Source organism: Bradyrhizobium canariense (genome assembly GCF_018130465.1).
Taxonomy (GTDB): domain Bacteria; phylum Pseudomonadota; class Alphaproteobacteria; order Rhizobiales; family Xanthobacteraceae; genus Bradyrhizobium; species Bradyrhizobium canariense_C.
In genome coordinates, this window is the sequence record NZ_JAFCKJ010000014.1 from 140,553 (window position 1) to 161,320 (window position 20,768).

Here is a 20,768-nt window from a genome sequence, read left to right on the forward strand (position 1 = left end):
TTTCTGTCCGCTAGTCGCGAACGTGATCCAAAAATCTTAGAGCTTGATCTCGACGTCGACACCGGCGGCCAGGTCGAGCTTCATCAAAGCATCGACGGTCTGCGGGGTCGGATCGACGATGTCGAGCAGGCGCTTGTGGGTGCGCATCTCGAACTGCTCGCGGCTCTTCTTGTCGACGTGCGGCGAACGGTTGACGGTGAACTTCTCGATGCGGGTGGGCAGCGGAATGGGTCCGCGGACCTGCGCACCGGTGCGCTTCGCCGTGTTCACGATCTCGCGGGTCGACGTATCGAGGATACGATGGTCGAACGCCTTGAGACGGATACGAATATTTTGGCCGTTCATTGCCGTGGTCTTTCTTCAGTGGGGTGGCGAATAGCGAATAGCGAATGTCACATTCGCTATTCGCCGATCCCTATTCTCGTAATTACTCGATGATCGAGGCGACGACGCCGGCGCCGACGGTACGGCCACCTTCGCGGATCGCGAAGCGGAGCTTCTCTTCCATCGCGATCGGCACGATCAGGTGCACTTCCATCGCGATGTTGTCGCCCGGCATCACCATCTCGGTGCCTTCCGGCAGATGCACGACACCGGTCACGTCGGTGGTGCGGAAGTAGAACTGCGGACGGTAGTTGGTGAAGAACGGGGTGTGGCGACCGCCCTCTTCCTTGGTGAGGATGTAGGCCTCAGCCTTGAACTTGGTGTGCGGCTTGACCGAACCCGGCTTGCACAGCACCTGGCCGCGCTCGACGTCCTCGCGCTTGGTACCGCGAAGCAGCGCACCGATGTTGTCGCCGGCCTGGCCCTGATCGAGCAGCTTGCGGAACATTTCGACGCCGGTGACCGTGGTCTTCTGCGTGGCGCGCAGACCGACGATCTCGATTTCCTCGCCGACCTTGACGATACCGCGCTCGACACGGCCGGTCACGACGGTGCCGCGGCCCGAGATCGAGAACACGTCTTCAACCGGCATCAGGAACGGCAGGTCGACCGGACGCTCCGGCTGCGGAATGTAAGCGTCGACCTGCTTCATCAGCTCGAGGATGGCGTCATGGCCGAGCGTCTTGTCGGAATCTTCGAGAGCGGCGAGCGCCGAGCCCTTGATGATCGGGATGGTGTCGCCCGGGAATTCGTACTTCGAGAGCAGTTCGCGGACTTCGAGCTCGACGAGCTCGAGCAGCTCCGGATCGTCGACCATGTCGCACTTGTTGAGGAACACGACCAGCGCGGGAACGCCGACCTGGCGGGCGAGCAGGATGTGCTCGCGGGTCTGCGGCATCGGACCGTCAGCGGCCGACACGACCAGGATCGCACCGTCCATCTGGGCGGCGCCGGTGATCATGTTCTTCACGTAGTCGGCGTGGCCGGGGCAGTCGACGTGCGCGTAATGGCGGTTCTTGGTCTCGTATTCGACGTGCGCCGTCGAGATCGTGATGCCGCGCGCCTTCTCTTCCGGCGCCTTGTCGATCTGGTCGTACGCGGTGAACGTCGCGCCGCCGGCTTCGGCGAGGACCTTGGTGATCGCCGCGGTCAGCGACGTCTTGCCATGGTCGACGTGACCGATGGTGCCGATGTTGCAGTGCGGCTTGTTACGTTCAAACTTTGCTTTGGCCATTTGACTCTCCGTTCAATCGTCAGTTCGAGACCGACGACAATCAGGCAAACTTCTTCTGGACTTCTGCCGACACGTTGGCCGGCGCTTCTGCGTAGTGGTCGAACTGCATGGTGAAGGTCGCGCGACCCTGGCTCATCGAGCGCAGGTTATTCACGTAACCGAACATGTTCATGAGCGGCACCATTGCGTTGATGACGTTGGCGTTGCCGCGCATGTCCTGACCCTGGATCTGACCGCGCCGGGAATTCAGGTCGCCGATGACCGAGCCGGTGTAGTCTTCCGGGGTCACCACTTCGACCTTCATGATCGGCTCGAGCAGGACGGACTTGCCCTTCTGCAAGGCTTCGCGGAATGCAGCACGCGATGCGATTTCGAAGGCGAGCGCCGACGAGTCGACGTCGTGATACTTGCCATCGACGAGCTGAACCTTGACGTCGACCACGGGGAAGCCCGCGACGACACCAGAGCCCATCACGCTGTTGAGGCCCTTTTCGACGCCGGGGATGTATTCCTTCGGAACCGCACCGCCGACGATCTTGGACTCGAACTCGTAGCCCTTGCCGGGCTCGTTCGGCTCGACGATGATCGAGACCTCGGCGAACTGACCGGTACCGCCGGTCTGCTTCTTGTGGGTGTACTTGACCTCGGCCCTCTTGGTGACGCGCTCACGGAACGCCACCTGCGGCGCGCCGATGTTGGCATCGACCTTGTAGGTGCGGCGGAGGATGTCGACCTTGATGTCGAGATGGAGTTCGCCCATGCCCTTGAGGATGGTCTGGCCGGACTCCTGGTCGGTCGACACGCGGAAGGACGGATCCTCCGCGGCGAGCTTCGCCAGCGCCACGCCCAGCTTTTCCTGGTCGGCCTTGGACTTCGGCTCGATCGCGATCTCGATGACCGGCTCCGGGAATTCCATCTTTTCGAGGATCACCGCCTTGTCGGGATCGCACAGCGTGTCACCGGTGCGCGCTTCCTTCAGGCCTGCCAGCGCAACGATGTCGCCGGCATAGGCTTCCTTGATGTCTTCGCGGTTGTTCGCATGCATCAGCAGCATGCGGCCGATGCGCTCCTTGCGGTCGCGCGTCGAATTGATGACGCCGGTGCCCGACAGCAGCGTGCCGGAATAGATGCGGCAGAAGGTGATGGTGCCGACGAACGGGTCGTCCATGATCTTGAACGCCAACAGAGCCAGCGGCTCCTTGTCGTCCGGCAGGCGAACGATCTCGTTGCCGTCTTCATCGACGCCCTTGATGGCGGGCACGTCGACCGGCGACGGCAGATAATCCACGACCGCGTCGAGCAAGGGCTGCACGCCCTTGTTCTTGAACGCCGAGCCGCACAATACCGGGAAGAACGCGCCAGTCAGCACGGCCTTGCGGATCAAGCGCTTCAACGTCGCCTCATCGGGCTCCTTGCCGTCGAGGTAAGCGGCGAGAACGTCGTCGTCGAGTTCGACGGCGGCTTCCAACAGCTTCTCGCGATATTCCTTGGCCTTCTCGACCATGTCCTCGGGAATATCGATGTCCACGAACTTGGCGTCGAGCTTCTCTTCTTCCCAGACCACGCCCTTCATACGGACGAGATCGACCAGACCCTTGAAGTTGTTCTCGGAGCCGATCGGAAGCTGGATCGCGATCGGCTTTGCGCCGAGGCGATCGATGATGTCCTGCATGCACTTGTAGAAGTCAGCGCCGGTCTTATCCATCTTGTTGGCGAAGACGATGCGCGGAACCTTGTACTTGTCGCCCTGGCGCCAGACCGTCTCGGTCTGGGGCTCGACACCCTGGTTCGAGTCGAGCACGCAGACGGCGCCGTCGAGCACGCGCAAGCTGCGCTCGACTTCGATGGTGAAGTCGACGTGGCCGGGAGTGTCGATGATGTTGAGACGCTTGCCTTCCCAGAACGCGGTGGTCGCGGCCGACGTAATTGTAATGCCGCGCTCCTGCTCCTGCTCCATCCAGTCCATCGTCGCGGCACCTTCGTGCACTTCGCCGATCTTGTGGCTCTTGCCGGTGTAATAGAGGATGCGCTCGGTGGTCGTGGTCTTGCCGGCATCGATATGCGCCATGATACCGAAGTTGCGGTAATTCTCTATGGCATGAACGCGGGGCATGGAGTGTTCCTTAGATTCCGTGTGTCGCCGTTACCAGCGATAGTGCGAGAAGGCGCGGTTGGCTTCCGCCATCCGGTGCACGTCTTCGCGCTTCTTGACGGCGTTACCCCGGTTGTTCGACGCATCCAGGAGCTCCGCAGAGAGCCGCTCGGTCATCGTCTTCTCGTTGCGGTCGCGCGCAGCCGAGATCAGCCAGCGAATGCCCAGCGCCTGACGGCGCACCGAGCGAACTTCGACCGGAACCTGATAGGTTGCGCCGCCGACGCGGCGGGAGCGCACTTCGATCGTCGGCATGACGTTCTCGAGTGCCTGCTCGAACACGCCGAGCGGGTTCTGCTTGGTCTTGGTTTCGATGAGACCGAACGCACCGTAAACGATGCCTTCGGCGACCGACTTCTTGCCGGCGTACATCACCGAATTCATGAACTTCGTGACAATGATGTTCCCGAACTTCGGATCGGGAAGGACTTCGCGCTTTTCGGCAGAATGGCGACGAGACATGGACCTGGTTCCCGCTTACTTCGGACGCTTGGCGCCGTACTTCGAACGGCGCTGCTTACGGTTCTTGACGCCCTGGGTATCCAGAACGCCGCGGAGGATGTGGTAGCGCACGCCGGGCAAGTCCTTGACGCGACCGCCGCGGATCATGACCACCGAGTGCTCCTGGAGGTTATGGCCCTCACCGGGGATGTAGCCGATCACCTCGAAGCCGTTGGTCAGGCGCACCTTGGCAACCTTACGAAGCGCCGAGTTCGGCTTCTTCGGGGTCGTGGTGTAAACGCGCGTGCAAACACCGCGCTTCTGCGGCGACTGCTGCAGCGCCGGCACCTTCTTGCGCGACTTCTGCACTTCCCGCGGTTGAGCGATCAGCTGGTTGATCGTCGGCATCCTGGCATTACCCTTTGTGTTCTGCCGCGGCCCGTCACCGGGTCCGCAAATTCTTTCGAGCTACCCGCCCGACGAGGCCGCTTTCCGCGGAACAATCCGCACAAAGCGAAATCGCGCCAACCACCCATCAACGAGCGGAAAGCGCTTCGACGCCACAGAGGACCGCAGTATTCGGACCGGTCAGCTTGAAGCTGCGGCCCGCGCACCGAGGTCATGCATCCGAATTCGACCTCGAGAGAACATGCTCAAGAGACCTAAAATCGCACTGGCATTGCCTAGCTATGATCGACAGCGTTTGAGCGGCATTCGTCGAGGTTGGTGCCCGTCCTGGCGACCCCCAGAGGGATCAAACGGGTGGCCCGTTCCGACGTTGGCGATGCTCACCGCCTGTCGTTAAGTGAGGGGGGTTCTATAAGTGGGTGTCGGTCAAGTCAAGGCGAAACGACAGTCAGAAGCGCTTCCCGCAGCTGTCGAAATCGCTTCCTGGCCGCCTCGCTGCGCCCTTCCGATATGGGAATGAAGAGCGGGTTCCGCTACGCCAAACTCAATTTATACCCGGGTCAAATATACTTTTATAACCCTTGCTAAGGCTTTTTTTCCTGTTGGAGCGTCAATGTGCCGCCTTCGGCGGAGATTTGCGCCATGCGGTACACCGACATTGCGATTATCGGCGGGGGATTGTCCGGCTCGACCGCCGCCGCGATGCTCGGCCGTACCGGTATTTCAACCATCCTGATCGATCCGCATGAGAGCTATTCGGCGGATTTTCGAGTCGAAAAACTCAGCGGTCACGTTCAGGTCGGGCGATTCTTGCAGACGGGAATCGCCGAATCGGTGCTGCGCCGCGCGACCTTTGTGGGTGAGAACTGGATCGCGCGCTTCGGCCACCTTCTCGACAAGGCGCCAAGCCGGCAGTTCAACATCCTCTACGACTCCCTCGTCAACGCTGTCCGCGACGAAATTCCTGCCGGCGTCGAGCGCATCTGCGCCAAGGCCGTCTTGGTCGAGACGAGTGCGGAGCGGCAGAAAGTCACTCTCTCCAACGACGAGATGGTCTCCGCCCGGCTGGTCGTGCTCGCCAACGGCCTCAACGTCGGCCTGCGCCACCAGCTGGGGATCGCGCGAAAAGTCGTCAGTGCCTGCCATTCGATTTCGATCGGGTTCGACGTGGTGCCCGCGGGACGGGACTCGTTCGACTTCCCGGCGCTGACCTATTTCTCGGAACGGCCGAGCGACCGCATCCCCTACCTCACGCTGTTTCCGATCGGGACGCGGATGCGCGCCAACCTGTTCGTCTATCGCAGCTTCGACGATCCCTGGCTGCGGGAGTTGAGCCGCGCGCCCGCCGCGACGCTGAACGCCGCGCTGCCACGGCTCAAGCGCATCACCGGACCATTCGACATTCCCGGTGAGCTGAAAATCCGCCCGGTCGATCTCTATGTGAACGATGCAAGCGGCCAACCCGGCCTCGTGCTGGTGGGCGATGCCTTCTCGACCTCCTGCCCCGCCGCCGGCACCGGGTGCGACAAGGTCTTCACCGACGTCGAGCGGCTCTGCAACCTCTACATCCCGCAGTGGCTGGCCTCCGACGGGATGGATACAAGCAAGGTCGCCGCCTTCTACGCAGATCCGGTCAAGCGCGAGTGCGACGAATGGTCGGCGGCGAAGGCGTTCGACTTCCGCTCAGTCTCGATTGCGACGAGCCCTTATTGGACGGCGCAGCGCTGGGCACGCTTCATTGCCTGGTCGGTTCAGGGGCTATTGCGGCCGCTTGGAGAAGCCTTCCATCTGGAGCCGAACTTCCTCGGTCACTCCTCCTCATCGTCCTCGTCGAGGTCGTCTTCATCCTCGTCGTCATCGTCGCTGTCCTCGTCGACGTGAGCCGGCGCGCCATGCGGTTGGTGGATCTGGTCGTTCCACAGCTTGCGATAGGTGCCGTTCTTGGCGAGCAGCTCGGCATGCGAGCCGCGCTCGATCGCCCTGCCCCCTGAAATCACGATGATTTCGTCCATCTCGACCACCGAGGTCAGGCGGTGGGTCGACCAGATCATGGTGCGGCCCTTGGCAACCTTCAGCAGCGTGCGGTTGATCGCAGCTTCCGTGGTCTGGTCGAGTGCCGAAGTGGCTTCGTCCAGCAGCAGCACGGAGGGATTGCGGATGACCGCGCGCGCGATCGCGATGCGCTGGCGCTGGCCGCCCGACAAGGTATCGCCGCGCTCGCCCACCGGCGTGTCGTATCGCTGCGGCAGGCTCATGATGTAGCGGTGGATCTCGGCCTTCTTGGCCGCCTCCTCCACCTCCTCGTCGGACGCGCCCTCCTTGCCGAGCCGGATGTTCTCTCGGATCGACATGTTGAACAGCATATTCTCCTGGAACACCACCGCCATGCTCCGGCGCAGGGAATCCAGCGTCACCTTGCGGACGTCGACGCCGTCGATGGTGACGCGCCCCTCGTCCGGCACGTAGAGCCGCAGGATCAGATTCAGCAGCGTGCTCTTGCCGGAGCCCGAGGGACCGACGATGGCAATGCGCTTGCCGACATTGAGCTTGAGGCTGAGATTGTCCAGCACCGGCGTCTGGCTGCCTTCGTACTGGAACGTCACGTGGTCGAAGGTGATGTCGTTGGTGATGCGCGGCAGGTCGGGCGCTCCGGCACGATCGGCGCTGCGCGTGGGCTCGTCGAGCAGCTCTTGCATGTGACGAATCGCGGCTGCCGAGGAGATCGACACGGGAATGAAATGCATCACATGGGCGATGTTGTAGGACACCTCCCAGAACGCGCTCTCGAAGGTGACGAAGGTGCCGATGGTGATCTGCCCCTTCGTCGCCAGATACGCGCCGATCGCGAGCACGACGAGATGCAGGAGCAGCACCGAGATGGTGACCGTCCGCTCCACCATGGTCGACAGGAACGCCGCCGAAGCCATCCGGTTTCGCGTCTCGTCGTTGCGAAAGGTGAAGAAGCCGAACATCCTGCGTTGCAGGCTGAACGCCTTGATCACGGCCTGCGCCGCCACGTTCTCCTGCACCATGCCGAGCAATGCGGACTCGTTGAGCTTCTGCTCGTAATTCGCCTGGACAGCCTTCGGCGTGAGCATGCGCGGACCGATCAGCGTGATCGGAAACACCAGCAGCGCAACCACCGCGAGCTGCCAGTTCAGGAACACCATCAGGATGATGCCCGCGATCAGCTCCAGGAACGGCAGTGCCGCGCTGTTGGCAAAGGTCTTGACCGAGCCCTCGAAGGCTGCGAGGTCGACCGAGAAGCGCGACAGGATCTCGCCGCGCTTGGTGCGGCCGAAATAGGCTGCCGGCAGGTCCTGGACGTGCTCGAACAGCCGTTTGCGGACGTCCGAGATGATGCAGGCCGCAAGCCGCGCATCCCAGCGCTCGTACCAGACCGCGACGATCGAGGTGAAGATGCCGGCGACCGCGAGCACGCCGAGGATCTTGTACAGCGCCTGGAAATCCTCCTCGCCGAGCGCGTCGTCGATCAAGTACTTCAGGCTGAGCGGCATGATGACGTTGAATAGCGTCTCGACGAAGACGCCGAACGCCACGAAGGACAGCATCCGCTTGTAGTTGACCAGGAAGGGCTTGACGAAACCCAGGATGGTCGCGAGCGCGCCGGCGGCCTCGCGCGCGGTAAAGACGACGAGGTCCTCGTCCTCATCGTCGTCATCGAGCTCCAGCCCGCCATCCTCCTCGTCTTCATCGTCCTCGTCGTCTTCGAGGTCCGGCTTGGCGGCAGGGACGAGCTTGTCGTCGAGCTCGGCCGCCTCTTCCGCGGCGAGCTTCTGTTTGTCGGGCGGGAGGGGCTTGGACGCCATGAAACCAACCGATGCTGACGGCCGGCATGACCGCAGAGAAAGCAGGAAATAGCGGCAACCGCTATTGCATCGATTCTATGCGATCAGGATGAATTCGGCAAAACAATTGGCGAAGGCGGCCGCTTCAAGCGGCTAGTCGTCTTCCTCGTCCTCGACCTTGTCGAAAAAGGAATAGCGCAAGGAATCGGCGTCGGCGTACCACTGGCCCGGGCCCTTGTTGGCGGCGAGCGTCGTCTCCCAGAGCGCGTCGGTGCAGTCCTTGCGGTGCATCGACAGGTCGAAGCCGTTGCCGAAGAACAGTTCGGACCATTCCCACCAGGTGCCGAGCTTCTTGACCCCGCGCAGGAGGTCGTAGCGGTCGATCAGTGCCGGCGCCATGTCCGAGGTGACCGAGCCGAACACAAGGCCGGTCTTGACCACTCGGTTCAGCTCCTTGATCGCACGGACCACCTGCTTCGGGGAAACATGGCAGAGGCTGGTCTCGAACACGAAGTCGAACGCCCCGTCCTTGAACGGCATGTCGGTGATCGAACCGAGCTTGTTGTACTTCTTCAGCGCCTTCGGCGTTCTGGCGTGAATGGCGCGGTTGTTCTCGATGCCCCAGGCATCGATGCCGCGATCGCGCAGCGCGCCGACGAGCTCGCCGCTGGCCGAGCCCGCGATCAGGAGCTTCGTGCCTTTGGCCTTGCCCCAGACGATGCCGATCAGTTTTGTGAGATAGTCGGGATCCGTGAAGTGTTGCCATGCTTCGCTGTAAGGACCCTGGCCGCGATAATTGTCGAAATAGTCGCGATCGATCTTGTCCGAGAGCGGCTTGTCGTCCTGCGAACGCTCGCGGCGCAGGCGCATCATCTCGGTCAAGATGATGTCGGTCGCCGCGTCCGAGGAATCGAGCAGGCCGTTCAGCGTCGAGTCGAACAGATAGTCGCCGACCACCACGATTCCGGGATGTTCCTTCGGCTCGGGCCGGTGATTGGTCATGACGTCGCGCACGGGCAAGCCGCCGGGAATCGCGTTCACCGACGACAGCCAGCGGTGGATCTTGCCTTCCATGAAATGCGCGCGCGCATCGCCGAGCGATGCCGGCAGCGATTTCAGCGCGGCATCGATCAGCTCCTGGTCGGAGAGATTCGCAAAGGCCAGCGCGTCGGAGCCCGGAATCAGCCAGTTCAGCACGCCGTGCTTGCCCACATCATGGCGCGCGCCCTCGTTATAGACGCAGCAACCGCCGAAGGCCTCCGACATGAACCAGGCGCCGGCGATCTTGTCGCCCCAGAACGGGGTGTCGAACAGGATCGAGACACGCAAATAGTGCGCGGGCCGGTCGAAGTACGAGACGTGCTTGACCATCGACTTGCGGAGCTGTTCGCCCTCCCAGCCGACGGTCCCGAGCCAGGAATGCGGCAGGCAGACCAGCACGAGGTCGAAGTCGCGCGTCTCCGGCCCCTTGCCGTTCATCATCTTGAGCTGATAGCGGCCGGTCGGCGCCTTGCCGACCGTGAGCACGCGGTGATTGAGCTGGATGTCGGCATTGACCTCCGACTGGAGGCACTCGATGAGCTGCTCGTTGCCGTTCTGGATGGAATAGAGGCCGATATAGCCGTCGACATCCATCAGGTAGTTCTTGAGCGCGTTGAGCCCGTTGGTGTTGTGGCTCTCGGTCGCGAGGTCCGAGCGCGCCATCACCTTGAAGAATCGCTTTGCAGTTTCGTCCTCGACCTCTTCGTCGAGCACCTGCTCGGCGGTCTTGTAGGCCCAGGGATTCTCGTTGTCGTGCGCGCCGACGCCCTCGTAATACTCGATCGGCGTCATCGCCTCGGCGCAGCGCTTACGGAACCCCTCGATCGCGGCCGCGGTCTTGGCGCCGTATTTGCGGCGCATGCCCGCGACGTCGTTGAGGAGCTCGCCGCCAAACTGCACCTGCTCGGCATCCATCGGAATGGTCTGCAAGCCGAAATGCTGGATCAACTCGCGCAACGGATCCGGCCCGGTCATCGAGTAGTCGTAGATCTCGGCAACGCCTGCCTCGTACATCGCGGGCGCGGAATCGAATTTGCGCGTGACGATCTTGCCGCCGAGCCGGTCGGATGCCTCGTAGATGGTGACGCGGCAGAGGTCGCCGAGCTTGCGCTTCAGATACCAAGCGCTCATCAGCCCGCCGGGCCCGCCGCCTACGATTGCGAGATCAAGCATGAAAATTCCGTGGTCTCCGGCCCGCCCCCTTCACGGGACCACCCGGTCTAAGCTCTCATAACAGAAGCGCTTTTGCGCCTGAAGGAAAGATGAACAAAGGTTGATCCTGCACCGCAACAGGGAAACAAAGCAGCAAAAAGGCCGGCTTGCGCCGGCCTTTTCATTGTCCTCGGTATTCCTACGGATGAACGATTATTCCGCAGGTGGCAGCGCCATCGGCTCCACTTCCGGCGCCGGCGGCACGACGGCCGCCTGCTTCTCGCGCTCGTCGAGGATCATCTTGTCGCGCTTCACGGCGACTTCGCGGATCTTGGCCATGGAGGCGCCGGTGCCTGCCGGAATCAGCCGGCCGACGATGACGTTCTCCTTGAGGCCTTCGAGCGGATCGACCTTGCCGTTGACCGCCGCTTCCGTGAGGACGCGGGTGGTCTCCTGGAACGAGGCCGCCGAGAAGAAGGAGCGGGTCTGAAGGCTCGCCTTGGTGATGCCGAGCAGAACCGGCGTCCCCGTGGCGATCTTCTTGCCCTCTTCCTTGGCCTTCTCGTTGATCTGGTCGAACTCGATCTTGTCGATCTGCTCGCCCGAGATCATGTCCGTGTCGCCCTGGTCGGTGACTTCCACCTTCTGGAGCATCTGACGGACGATCACCTCGATGTGCTTGTCGTTGATGAGCACGCCCTGGAGCCGGTAGACTTCCTGGATCTCGTTGACCAGATAGGCCGCGAGTTCCTCGATGCCCTTGACCGCCAGAATGTCGTGCGGCGCCGGATTGCCTTCCACGATGAAGTCGCCCTTTTCGACGACGTCGCCGTCCTGAAGGTGGATGTGCTTACCCTTCGGGATCAGGTACTCGCGCGGCTCGTCGGTCTTGTCCATCGGCTCGATCGAGATGCGACGCTTGTTCTTGTAGTCGCGCCCGAACCGGATGGTGCCCGCGATTTCGGCGATGATCGCCGCATCCTTCGGACGCCGAGCCTCGAACAGTTCCGCCACCCGCGGCAGACCGCCGGTGATGTCACGCGTCTTGGCGCTTTCGGTCGAGACACGGGCGAGGATGTCGCCCGCCTGGACCTTGGCTCCGACATCGACCGACAGAATGCCGTCGACCGACAGCATGTAGCGAGCATCGCCGCCACGGGCGAGCTTGAGCACCTTGCCGTCCTTGCCCTTGATCACGATGGCGGGACGCAGGTCCCCGCCGCCGCGCATCGAGCGCCAGTCGATGACCACGCGCTTGGCGATACCGGTGGCCTCGTCGAGCGTTTCCGAGATCGACTGTCCCTCGACCAGATCCTCGAAGCCGATGGTGCCTTCGACCTCGGTGAGGAGCGGACGGGTGTAGGGATCCCATTCGACGATACGCTGGCCGCGCTTGACCATGTCGCCCTCGTCGACGTGCAGGCGCGAACCGTACTGAATACGGTGCGTCGCACGCTCGGTGCCGTCGGCATCGACGATCGCGATCACCATGTTGCGGACCATTGCGACCAGGTGGCCTTCGCTGTTGCGGGCGATGGCCTTGTTCCTGATCACGATCTTGCCGTCGAAGTTGGATTCGACGAAAGATTGCTCGTTCAGCTGCGCCGCACCGCCGATGTGGAAGGTGCGCATGGTGAGCTGGGTGCCCGGCTCGCCGATCGACTGCGCCGCGATGACCCCGACCGCTTCGCCGTGGTTGACCGGCGTGCCGCGAGCGAGATCGCGGCCGTAGCACTTGCCGCAGATGCCGTTGACGAGCTCGCAGGTCAGCGCCGAGCGGATCTTCACCTCCTGGACGCCGCCCTGCTGGATGGCATCCAGATGGCTTTCTTCCATCAGCGTACCGCGCTTGAAGATCACCTTGCCCGTGCTGTCACGCACGTCTTCGCAAGCCGTGCGCCCGAGGATGCGCGAGCCGAGCGAAGCGACCACGGTGCCGGCATCGACGATGGCGCGCATCTTGATGCCGAGCTTGGTGCCGCAATCGTCCTGCGTGATGATGCAGTCCTGCGCGACGTCGACGAGACGACGGGTCAGGTAGCCGGAGTTCGCGGTCTTCAACGCGGTGTCCGCGAGACCCTTGCGGGCGCCGTGGGTCGAGTTGAAGTACTCGAGCACCGAGAGGCCTTCCTTGAAGTTCGAGATGATCGGCGTCTCGATGATCTCGCCCGACGGCTTTGCCATCAGGCCGCGCATGCCGGCGAGCTGGCGCATCTGGGCCGGCGAACCGCGGGCACCGGAGTGAGCCATCATGTAGATCGAGTTGATGTCGGCATCCGCCCCGCTCGCCGTCTTCTTGGTCGAGGAGATCTCCTTCATCATCGCCTTGGCGATTTCTTCCGTGGCCTTCGACCAGGCGTCGACGACCTTGTTGTACTTCTCGCCATGGGTGATCAGACCGTCGTTGTACTGCTGCTCGAAATCCTTCGCCAGCGTACGGGTGGTCTCGACGATCTTCCACTTGGAGTGCGGCACGACCATGTCGTCCTTGCCGAACGAGATGCCGGCCTTGAACGCGTTGTAGAAGCCGAGCGCCATGATGCGGTCGCAGAAGATCACCGTCTCCTTCTGACCGCAGTGGCGGTAGACCTGGTCGATGACGCCGGAGATCTCGCGCTTGGTCATCAGCTTGTTGATGATCTCGTACGGAACACGCGGGTTCTTCGGCAGCAAATTGCCCAGCATGACACGGCCAGCGGTGGTCTCGATCCAACGCTTGGAGATCTTGCCGGTCTCGTCAATGCCTTCCCACCGGTACCTGATCTTGGTGTGGAGGTGGATGACCTTCGCGTGCAGCGCGTGCTCGAGCTCCGCCATCTCGCCGAAGATCTTGCCTTCGCCGGGCAGGCCTTCGCGCATGATGGAGACGTAGTAGAGGCCGAGCACGATGTCCTGCGACGGCACGATGATCGGCTGGCCGTTCGCCGGATGCAGGATGTTGTTGGTCGACATCATCAGGACGCGCGCTTCCAGCTGCGCTTCGAGCGACAGCGGAACGTGCACGGCCATCTGGTCGCCGTCGAAGTCGGCGTTGAACGCGGCGCAAACCAGCGGGTGAAGCTGGATCGCCTTGCCCTCGATCAGCACGGGCTCGAACGCCTGGATGCCGAGGCGATGCAGCGTCGGCGCGCGGTTGAGCAGCACCGGGTGCTCGCGGATCACCTCGTCCAGGATGTCCCAGACCTCGGGCCGCTCCTTCTCGACCAGCTTCTTCGCCTGCTTCACCGTGGTGGACAGGCCCTTGGCGTCAAGCCGCGAGTAGATGAACGGCTTGAACAGCTCGAGCGCCATCTTCTTCGGCAGGCCGCACTGATGCAGGCGCAGCTCGGGACCAACCACGATCACCGAACGGCCCGAATAGTCGACGCGCTTGCCGAGCAGGTTCTGACGGAAGCGGCCCTGCTTGCCCTTGAGCATGTCGGCGAGCGACTTCAGCGGGCGCTTGTTGGCGCCGGTGATGACGCGGCCGCGGCGGCCGTTGTCGAACAGCGCGTCGACGGCCTCCTGAAGCATGCGCTTCTCGTTGCGGATGATGATGTCCGGCGCGCGCAGCTCCATCAGCCGCTTCAAGCGGTTGTTGCGGTTGATGACGCGGCGGTAGAGGTCGTTGAGGTCCGAGGTCGCGAAGCGGCCGCCGTCCAGCGGCACCAGCGGACGCAGGTCCGGCGGAATCACCGGCACCACGGTCATGATCATCCATTCCGGCTTGTTGCCGGAGTGGCGGAACGCTTCAACGATCTTCAGGCGCTTGGCGAGCTTCTTGTGTTTGATGTCGGAGTCGGTCTCCTGCATCTCCGCGCGCAAGGTCAGCTCGAGCTTCTCGAGATCCATGCCCTTGAGCAGCTCGCGGATCGCTTCCGCGCCGATCATGGCGGTGAAGGAATCCTGGCCGTACTCGTCCTGCGCCTTCAGATACTCGTCTTCCGACAAGAGCTGACGGTCCTTCAACGCGGTGAGACCCGGCTCGAGCACGACGTAGTATTCGAAGTAGAGGATTCGCTCGAGATCCTTCAACGTCATGTCGAGCAGGAGGCCGATGCGCGAGGGCAGCGACTTCAGGAACCAGATGTGGGCGACGGGGGCTGCGAGCTCGATATGGCCCATGCGCTCGCGCCGGACGCGCGACAGCGTGACCTCGACCGAGCACTTCTCGCAGATGATGCCCTTGTACTTCATGCGCTTGTACTTGCCGCACAAGCACTCGTAGTCCTTGATCGGCCCGAAGATGCGGGCGCAGAACAGGCCGTCGCGCTCGGGCTTGAAGGTGCGGTAGTTGATGGTTTCCGGCTTCTTGATCTCGCCGTACGACCAGGACAGAATCTTCTCGGGGCTCGCGATCGAGATCCGGATCTGGTCGAAGACCTGAGCCGGCGTCGTCGGATTAAAGAGATTCATAATTTCTTGGTTCATCGTCTTCTCCTCGCGTGCCGGTCGCCTCCGGCAGCAAATTCGAAAATCACTATGCGGGGCGCCCTGCCCTCGCGACGCGGGGACTGGGCGCCGATGCCCGGCCGTTCAGGCCGGGCATGAGGGTCGTGTTACTCGGCCGCTTCCGCCGTCCCCGGTCCGACCTTGGAATTGTGCAGGTCGACGTTGAGGCCGAGCGAGCGCATTTCCTTGACCAGCACGTTGAACGATTCCGGAATACCGGCCTCGAAGGTGTCGTCGCCACGCACGATCGCCTCGTACACCTTGGTACGGCCGGCGACGTCGTCCGACTTCACGGTCAGCATCTCCTGGAGCGTGTACGCCGCGCCGTAAGCCTCGAGCGCCCACACTTCCATTTCGCCGAAGCGCTGGCCACCGAACTGCGCCTTGCCGCCCAGCGGCTGCTGGGTGACGAGCGAGTACGGACCGATCGAACGCGCGTGGATCTTGTCGTCGACGAGATGGTGCAGCTTGAGCATGTAGATGTAGCCCACCGTCACCTTGCGATCGAAGGCATCGCCGGTGCGGCCGTCATAGACGGTCGACTGGCCCGAAGCGTCGAGACCGGCAAGCTTCAGCATCTCCTCGATGTCGGCTTCCTTGGCGCCGTCGAACACCGGCGTCGCGATCGGAACGCCGCGGCTCAGATTGTGACCGAGCTCGATCAACTCGTTGTCGTTGAGCGACTTGATCGTCTCGTCCTCGCCGTAGACCTTCTTCAAGGTTTCCTTCAGCGGCCTGATGTCCTGCTTCGACAAATAGGCATCGACCGTCTGGCCGATACGCTTGCCGAGGCCGGCGCAGGCCCAGCCGAGATGGGTCTCGAGGATCTGTCCGACGTTCATGCGCGAGGGCACGCCGAGCGGATTGAGCACGATGTCGGCGTGCGTACCGTCTTCGAGGAACGGCATGTCCTCGATCGGCACGATCTTCGACACCACGCCCTTGTTGCCGTGGCGGCCGGCCATCTTGTCGCCGGGCTGGATCTTGCGCTTCACCGCGACGAAGACCTTGACCATCTTCATCACGCCGGGCGGCAATTCGTCACCGCGCTGCAGCTTTTCGACCTTGTCGAGGAAGCGCTGTTCCAGCCCCTTCTTCGACTCGTCGTACTGCTTCCGCATGGCCTCGATCTCGGCCATCAGCTTGTCGTTCGGCGAAGCGAACAGCCACCACTGCGACTTCGGGTACTCCTCGAGCACCGCACGGGTGATCTTGGTGTCCTTCTTGAAGCCCTTCGGACCGGCGATGCCCTGCCGTCCCTCGAGCAGCTCGGCAAGACGGTTGTAGACGTTGCGGTCCAGGATCGCCTGCTCGTCGTCGCGGTCCTTGGCCAGACGCTCGATCTCTTCCCGCTCGATCGCCAGCGCACGCTCGTCCTTGTCGACGCCGTGACGGTTGAACACGCGCACTTCGACGATGGTGCCCTGCACGCCCGGAGGAACGCGCAGCGAGGTGTCGCGGACGTCGGAAGCCTTCTCGCCGAAGATGGCGCGCAGGAGCTTTTCCTCGGGCGTCATCGGGCTTTCGCCCTTCGGCGTGATCTTGCCGACCAGGATGTCGCCGGCGCGCACTTCCGCGCCGATGTACACGATGCCGGCTTCGTCGAGATTCTTCAGCGCTTCTTCCGAGACGTTCGGAATGTCGCGGGTGATTTCCTCGGGTCCGAGCTTGGTGTCGCGGGCCATCACCTCGAATTCTTCGATATGAATTGAGGTAAACACGTCTTCCTTCACGATCCGCTCGGAGAGCAGGATCGAGTCTTCGAAGTTGTAGCCGTTCCACGGCATGAACGCGACCAGCACGTTCCGGCCGAGCGCGAGCTCGCCGAGATCGGTCGACGGACCGTCGGCGATGATGTCGCCCTTCTTGACGATGTCGCCGACCTTCACCAGCGGACGCTGGTTGATGCAGGTCGACTGGTTGGAGCGCTGGTACTTCATCAGCCGGTAGATATCGACGCCCGACTTGGTCGGATCGAGATCTTCCGTGGCGCGGATGACGACGCGGGTTGCGTCGATCTGGTCGATCACGCCCGAACGGCGCGCTGCGATCGCAGCACCCGAGTCACGCGCAACCACGCCTTCCATGCCGGTGCCGACGAACGGCGCTTCAGCGCGAACCAGCGGCACCGCCTGGCGCTGCATGTTCGAGCCCATCAGCGCGCGGTTGGCGTCGTCGTTCTCGAGGAACGGGATCAGCGCGGCTGCGACCGAAACGAGCTGCTTCGGCGACACGTCCATGTAGTCGACCTTGTCCGGGGTCACCGGCAAGACTTCGCCGGCGTGACGGCAGACCACGAGATCCTCGGTGAAGCGGCCCTTCGGATCGAGCGGCACGTTGGCCTGCGCGACCGTGTAGCGGCCCTCTTCCATCGCCGAGAGGTACACGACCTCGTCGGTGACGCGACCGTCCTTGACCTTGCGGTAGGGCGTCTCGACGAAGCCGTACTTGTTCACGCGCGCGAAGGTCGCGAGCGAGTTGATCAGGCCGATGTTCGGACCTTCCGGCGTCTCGATCGGGCAGATGCGGCCGTAATGCGTCGGATGCACGTCGCGCACCTCGAAGCCGGCGCGCTCGCGGGTCAGACCGCCCGGTCCAAGTGCCGACAGGCGGCGCTTGTGGGTGATCTCCGACAGCGGGTTGGTCTGGTCCATGAACTGCGAGAGCTGCGAGGAGCCGAAGAACTCGCGCACGGCGGCGGCCGCCGGCTTCGCGTTGATCAGGTCCTGCGGCATGACCGTGTCGATGTCGACCGAAGACATACGCTCCTTGATCGCGCGCTCCATGCGGAGCAAGCCGATGCGGTACTGGTTCTCCATGAGCTCGCCGACCGAACGCACACGGCGGTTGCCGAGATGGTCGATGTCGTCGATCTCGCCCTTGCCGTCGCGCAAATCCACCAGCGTCTTGATGACGGAGAGGATGTCTTCCTTGCGCAGCGTGCGCTGGGTGTCGGGCGCATCGAGGTCGAGGCGCATGTTCATCTTGACGCGGCCGACCGCCGAGAGGTCGTAGCGCTCGGCGTCGAAGAACAGCGACTGGAACATCGCCTGCGCCGAATCCAGCGTCGGCGGCTCGCCGGGACGCATCACGCGGTAGATGTCGAACAGCGCGTCCTCACGCGTCATGTTCTTGTCGGCCGAGAGCGTGTTGCGGATGTAGGCGCCGACATTGACGTGGTCGATGTCGAGCAGCGGCAGTTCCTTGTAGCCTTGCTCGTTGAGAGCCTTCATCGACTTGTCGGTGATCTCTTCACCGGCTTCCGCGTGGATCTCGCCGGTCTTGGGATTGACGAGGTCCTCGGCGATGTAGTTGCCGACCAGCTCCGCATCCGACAGGCGCAGCGCCTTCAGCCCCTTCTCCTGCATCTGACGCGCACCGCGCACGGTGAGCTTCTTGCCGGCTTCGAGCACGACCTTGCCGGTATCGGCGTCGATCAGGTCGTTGATGGTCGAGTAGCCGCGGAAACGATTGGCGTCGAACGGAACACGCCAGCCTTCCTTGATCCGCTTGTATTGGATCTTCTTGTAGAAGGTGCTGAGGATCGCCTCGCCGTCGAGGCCGAGCGCGAACATCAGCGACGTCACCGGAAGCTTGCGGCGACGGTCGATACGCGCATAGACGATGTCCTTGGCGTCGAACTCGATGTCGAGCCAGGAGCCGCGATACGGGATCACGCGGGCGGCGAACAGCAGCTTGCCCGAGGAATGGGTCTTGCCCTTGTCGTGGTCGAAGAACACGCCCGGCGAACGGTGCATCTGCGAGACGATGACGCGCTCGGTGCCGTTGACGATGAAGGTGCCGTTCATCGTCATGAGCGGGATATCGCCCATGTAGACGTCCTGCTCCTTGATGTCCTTGACCGACTTCGCGCCGGTTTCCTCGTCGATATCGAACACGATGAGGCGCAGCGTCACCTTGAGGGGGGCCGCGAAGGTCATGCCGCGCTGGCGGCACTCGTCGACGTCGTATTTCGGCGGCTCGAACTCGTAGCGGACGAATTCCAGCATCGAGGTGCCCGAGAAGTCGGAGATCGGGAACACCGAGCGGAACACCGCCTGCAACCCCTCGTCCGACCGACCGCCCTGGGGCTCGTCGACCATCAGGAACTGGTCATAGGATGCCTTCTGAACCTCGATGAGGTTCGGCATCTCGGCCACTTCCTTGATGTGTCCGAAGAACTTGCGAACGCGTTTGCGACCGGTGAATGTCTGCTGCGCCATCGTGGCCTCTCATTTTCGTCGCCCGATCTGGGCGCGCCCTCCGGAACGCGGCTACCGCCGCTCCCCGGGTTGAATTTTTCGAACCCGCTTTGGGGGCCGGAGACTCAGTTTCAGGTAGGAATGTCCTGAATCTGTTCTTCAGACCTTCAAAACGCAAAACGACGCGCGGGGCGCAGTAGCGCGCCCGCCCGTCACAACCAACCTCTTCACGGACTGCAAAAGCCCGAAATAGCGTGCTCTCCCAACGGCTTACAGGGAAATCCGGAATCCCTGCCCACCGCGCTTTCGTGCTGCCGACCCGATATGGGGCGACATTAGTGCAGATTCGAGGGGTAAACCCTCAAATCCCCACACTTTTTCGTGTTCGGCCTGCGTCGGGTCGTTCCGTCGCACGCCTTTTGCATCTGGCCCACCCTTTTGGGGAGTGGACCGAGATCCCGGTTGCGCTGATGCTCACCGGGATCTCGTGCCAGCAAGCGTTGCTTACTTGAGCTCAACCTTCGCGCCAGCCTTCTCGAGCTGGGCCTTGAGCTTCTCGGCTTCGTCCTTGTTCACGCCTTCCTTGACAGGCTTCGGCGCGCCCTCGACGAGGTCCTTTGCTTCCTTCAGGCCCAGGCCGGTGATGGCGCGGACTTCCTTGATGACCTCGATCTTCTTGTCGCCGGCGGCGGCAAGAACGACCGTGAACTCGGTCTTCTCTTCAGCCGGAGCGGCGGCAGCGCCACCACCAGCCGGGCCGGCCACGGCGACAGCCGCGGCAGCCGAAACGCCCCACTTCTCCTCGAGGAGCTTCGCGAGTTCGGCAGCTTCGAGCACGGTGAGGCTCGAGAGGTCGTCAACGATCTTCTGCAGGTCAGCCATTGTTCAGTTTCCTTGAATGTAAGTCTGGTTCGGGTTTGAGTTTTGCGAAGGGCGTCAGGCCGCTTCGCCCTTTGAGGCATAAGCCTGGATGACGCGCGCGAGCTTGCCCGCGGGCGCGTTGGCGAGCTGAGCGATCTTGGTCGCCGGGGCCACAAGCAGGCCGACGATCTTGGCGCGCAGTTCGTCAAGCGACGGCAGCGAGGCAAGTGCCTTCACGCCGTCGACATTCAGGACGGTCTTTCCCATCGAGCCGCCAATGATGACGAACTTTTCGTTCGCCTTGGCGAATTCGACGGCGACCTTTGGCGCCGCTACCGGATCGTCCGAAGTGGCGATCACGGTCGGTCCCTTCAGCATGGGGCCGATGGCAACGACGTCAGTGCCTTCAAGAGCAATTTTGGCGAGACGGTTCTTCGAGACCTTCACCGAGGCGCCAGCCTGCTTCATCTGCATGCGCAGCTTCTGCATCTGGGCAACGGTCAGGCCGGAATATTTGGCAACGACCGCGACGCTCGTGGTCTTGAAGACCCCATTGAGCTGTTCGACCGCTTCCTTTTTTGCCGCTCGTTCCACAGCAAGCTCTTTCCGGTTGGCGGTCATCGCGAAAGCGGGACCGCCGGGTTGCACCCATC

The 20,768-nt window shown here is 62.6% G+C and carries 12 protein-coding genes; 1 reads left to right on the top strand and 11 read right to left on the bottom strand.

The window, feature by feature from the left end:
* Window positions 1-36: 36 nt before the first annotated feature.
* The 5 genes from rpsJ to rpsL all read right to left on the bottom strand — a co-directional run bounded on the left by rpsJ (window position 37) and on the right by rpsL (window position 4,619).
* Entirely contained in the window at window positions 37-345 is a 309-nt protein-coding gene (rpsJ, locus tag JQ591_RS29195) for a 30S ribosomal protein S10 (protein ID WP_002712302.1), read from the bottom strand.
* An 82-nt stretch (window positions 346-427) separates the two neighbouring features.
* Window positions 428-1,618, bottom strand: a complete 1,191-nt coding sequence (gene tuf / locus JQ591_RS29200) for an elongation factor Tu (protein ID WP_018456453.1) — start codon at window positions 1,616-1,618, stop codon at window positions 428-430.
* Window positions 1,619-1,658: 40 nt separating this feature from the next.
* Window positions 1,659-3,731, bottom strand: a complete 2,073-nt coding sequence (gene fusA, locus JQ591_RS29205; RefSeq protein ID WP_211399437.1) for an elongation factor G — start codon at window positions 3,729-3,731, stop codon at window positions 1,659-1,661.
* Between the two features lie 30 nt (window positions 3,732-3,761).
* Window positions 3,762-4,232 carry a 30S ribosomal protein S7 gene (gene rpsG, locus JQ591_RS29210; protein WP_211399438.1) on the bottom strand — a complete coding sequence of 157 codons (471 nt, stop codon included), beginning with the start codon at window positions 4,230-4,232 and terminating at the stop codon, window positions 3,762-3,764.
* Between the two features lie 15 nt (window positions 4,233-4,247).
* Window positions 4,248-4,619: a 30S ribosomal protein S12 gene (gene rpsL, locus JQ591_RS29215; protein WP_007603006.1), complete on the bottom strand. Its 372-nt coding sequence runs from the start codon at window positions 4,617-4,619 to the stop codon at window positions 4,248-4,250.
* Window positions 4,620-5,261: 642 nt separating this feature from the next.
* Here rpsL and JQ591_RS29220 point away from each other — a divergent pair.
* Window positions 5,262-6,500: an FAD-dependent oxidoreductase gene (locus JQ591_RS29220; RefSeq protein WP_211399439.1), complete on the top strand. Its 1,239-nt coding sequence runs from the start codon at window positions 5,262-5,264 to the stop codon at window positions 6,498-6,500.
* On the opposite strand, the gene JQ591_RS29225 is transcribed toward JQ591_RS29220, so the two are convergent.
* The 6 genes from JQ591_RS29225 to rplJ all read right to left on the bottom strand — a co-directional run bounded on the left by JQ591_RS29225 (window position 6,428) and on the right by rplJ (window position 20,709).
* A complete protein-coding gene (locus JQ591_RS29225) occupies window positions 6,428-8,449 on the bottom strand; it encodes an ABC transporter ATP-binding protein (protein WP_211399440.1) in 2,022 nt (673 codons plus the stop codon). The genes JQ591_RS29220 and JQ591_RS29225 overlap by 73 nt on opposite strands.
* Before the next feature lie 132 nt (window positions 8,450-8,581).
* Window positions 8,582-10,642 (bottom strand): FAD-dependent oxidoreductase, encoded by a 2,061-nt coding sequence (locus tag JQ591_RS29230; protein ID WP_211399441.1) that lies wholly within the window; start codon window positions 10,640-10,642, stop codon window positions 8,582-8,584.
* A 192-nt stretch (window positions 10,643-10,834) separates the two neighbouring features.
* Complete coding sequence (rpoC, locus tag JQ591_RS29235) at window positions 10,835-15,031, bottom strand: DNA-directed RNA polymerase subunit beta' (RefSeq protein WP_211399442.1); 4,197 nt, start codon at window positions 15,029-15,031, stop codon at window positions 10,835-10,837.
* Window positions 15,032-15,159: 128 nt separating this feature from the next.
* Window positions 15,160-19,275, bottom strand: coding sequence for a DNA-directed RNA polymerase subunit beta (gene rpoB / locus JQ591_RS29240; protein ID WP_007602996.1), 4,116 nt, complete (start codon window positions 19,273-19,275; stop codon window positions 15,160-15,162).
* 483 nt (window positions 19,276-19,758) lie between these two features.
* A complete protein-coding gene (gene rplL, locus JQ591_RS29245; RefSeq protein ID WP_007602994.1) occupies window positions 19,759-20,136 on the bottom strand; it encodes a 50S ribosomal protein L7/L12 in 378 nt (125 codons plus the stop codon).
* Between the two features lie 54 nt (window positions 20,137-20,190).
* Window positions 20,191-20,709: a 50S ribosomal protein L10 gene (gene rplJ / locus JQ591_RS29250; protein ID WP_211399443.1), complete on the bottom strand. Its 519-nt coding sequence runs from the start codon at window positions 20,707-20,709 to the stop codon at window positions 20,191-20,193.
* Window positions 20,710-20,768: the final 59 nt, after the last annotated feature.

Bases quoted from the DNA above. Each gene is read 5' to 3' on its own strand.
- rpsG (WP_211399438.1), bottom strand. From the start codon at position 4,232: ATGTCTCGTCGCCATTCTGCCGAAAAGCGCGAAGTCCTTCCCGATCCG.
- tuf (WP_018456453.1), bottom strand. From the start codon at position 1,618: ATGGCCAAAGCAAAGTTTGAACGTAACAAGCCGCACTGCAACATCGGC.
- fusA (WP_211399437.1), bottom strand. From the start codon at position 3,731: ATGCCCCGCGTTCATGCCATAGAGAATTACCGCAACTTCGGTATCATG.
- rpsJ (WP_002712302.1), bottom strand. From the start codon at position 345: ATGAACGGCCAAAATATTCGTATCCGTCTCAAGGCGTTCGACCATCGT.
- JQ591_RS29220 (WP_211399439.1), top strand. From the start codon at position 5,262: ATGCGGTACACCGACATTGCGATTATCGGCGGGGGATTGTCCGGCTCG.
- rpoB (WP_007602996.1), bottom strand. From the start codon at position 19,275: ATGGCGCAGCAGACATTCACCGGTCGCAAACGCGTTCGCAAGTTCTTC.
- rpoC (WP_211399442.1), bottom strand. From the start codon at position 15,031: ATGAACCAAGAAATTATGAATCTCTTTAATCCGACGACGCCGGCTCAG.
- rplL (WP_007602994.1), bottom strand. From the start codon at position 20,136: ATGGCTGACCTGCAGAAGATCGTTGACGACCTCTCGAGCCTCACCGTG.
- JQ591_RS29230 (WP_211399441.1), bottom strand. From the start codon at position 10,642: ATGCTTGATCTCGCAATCGTAGGCGGCGGGCCCGGCGGGCTGATGAGC.
- JQ591_RS29225 (WP_211399440.1), bottom strand. From the start codon at position 8,449: ATGGCGTCCAAGCCCCTCCCGCCCGACAAACAGAAGCTCGCCGCGGAA.
- rpsL (WP_007603006.1), bottom strand. From the start codon at position 4,619: ATGCCGACGATCAACCAGCTGATCGCTCAACCGCGGGAAGTGCAGAAG.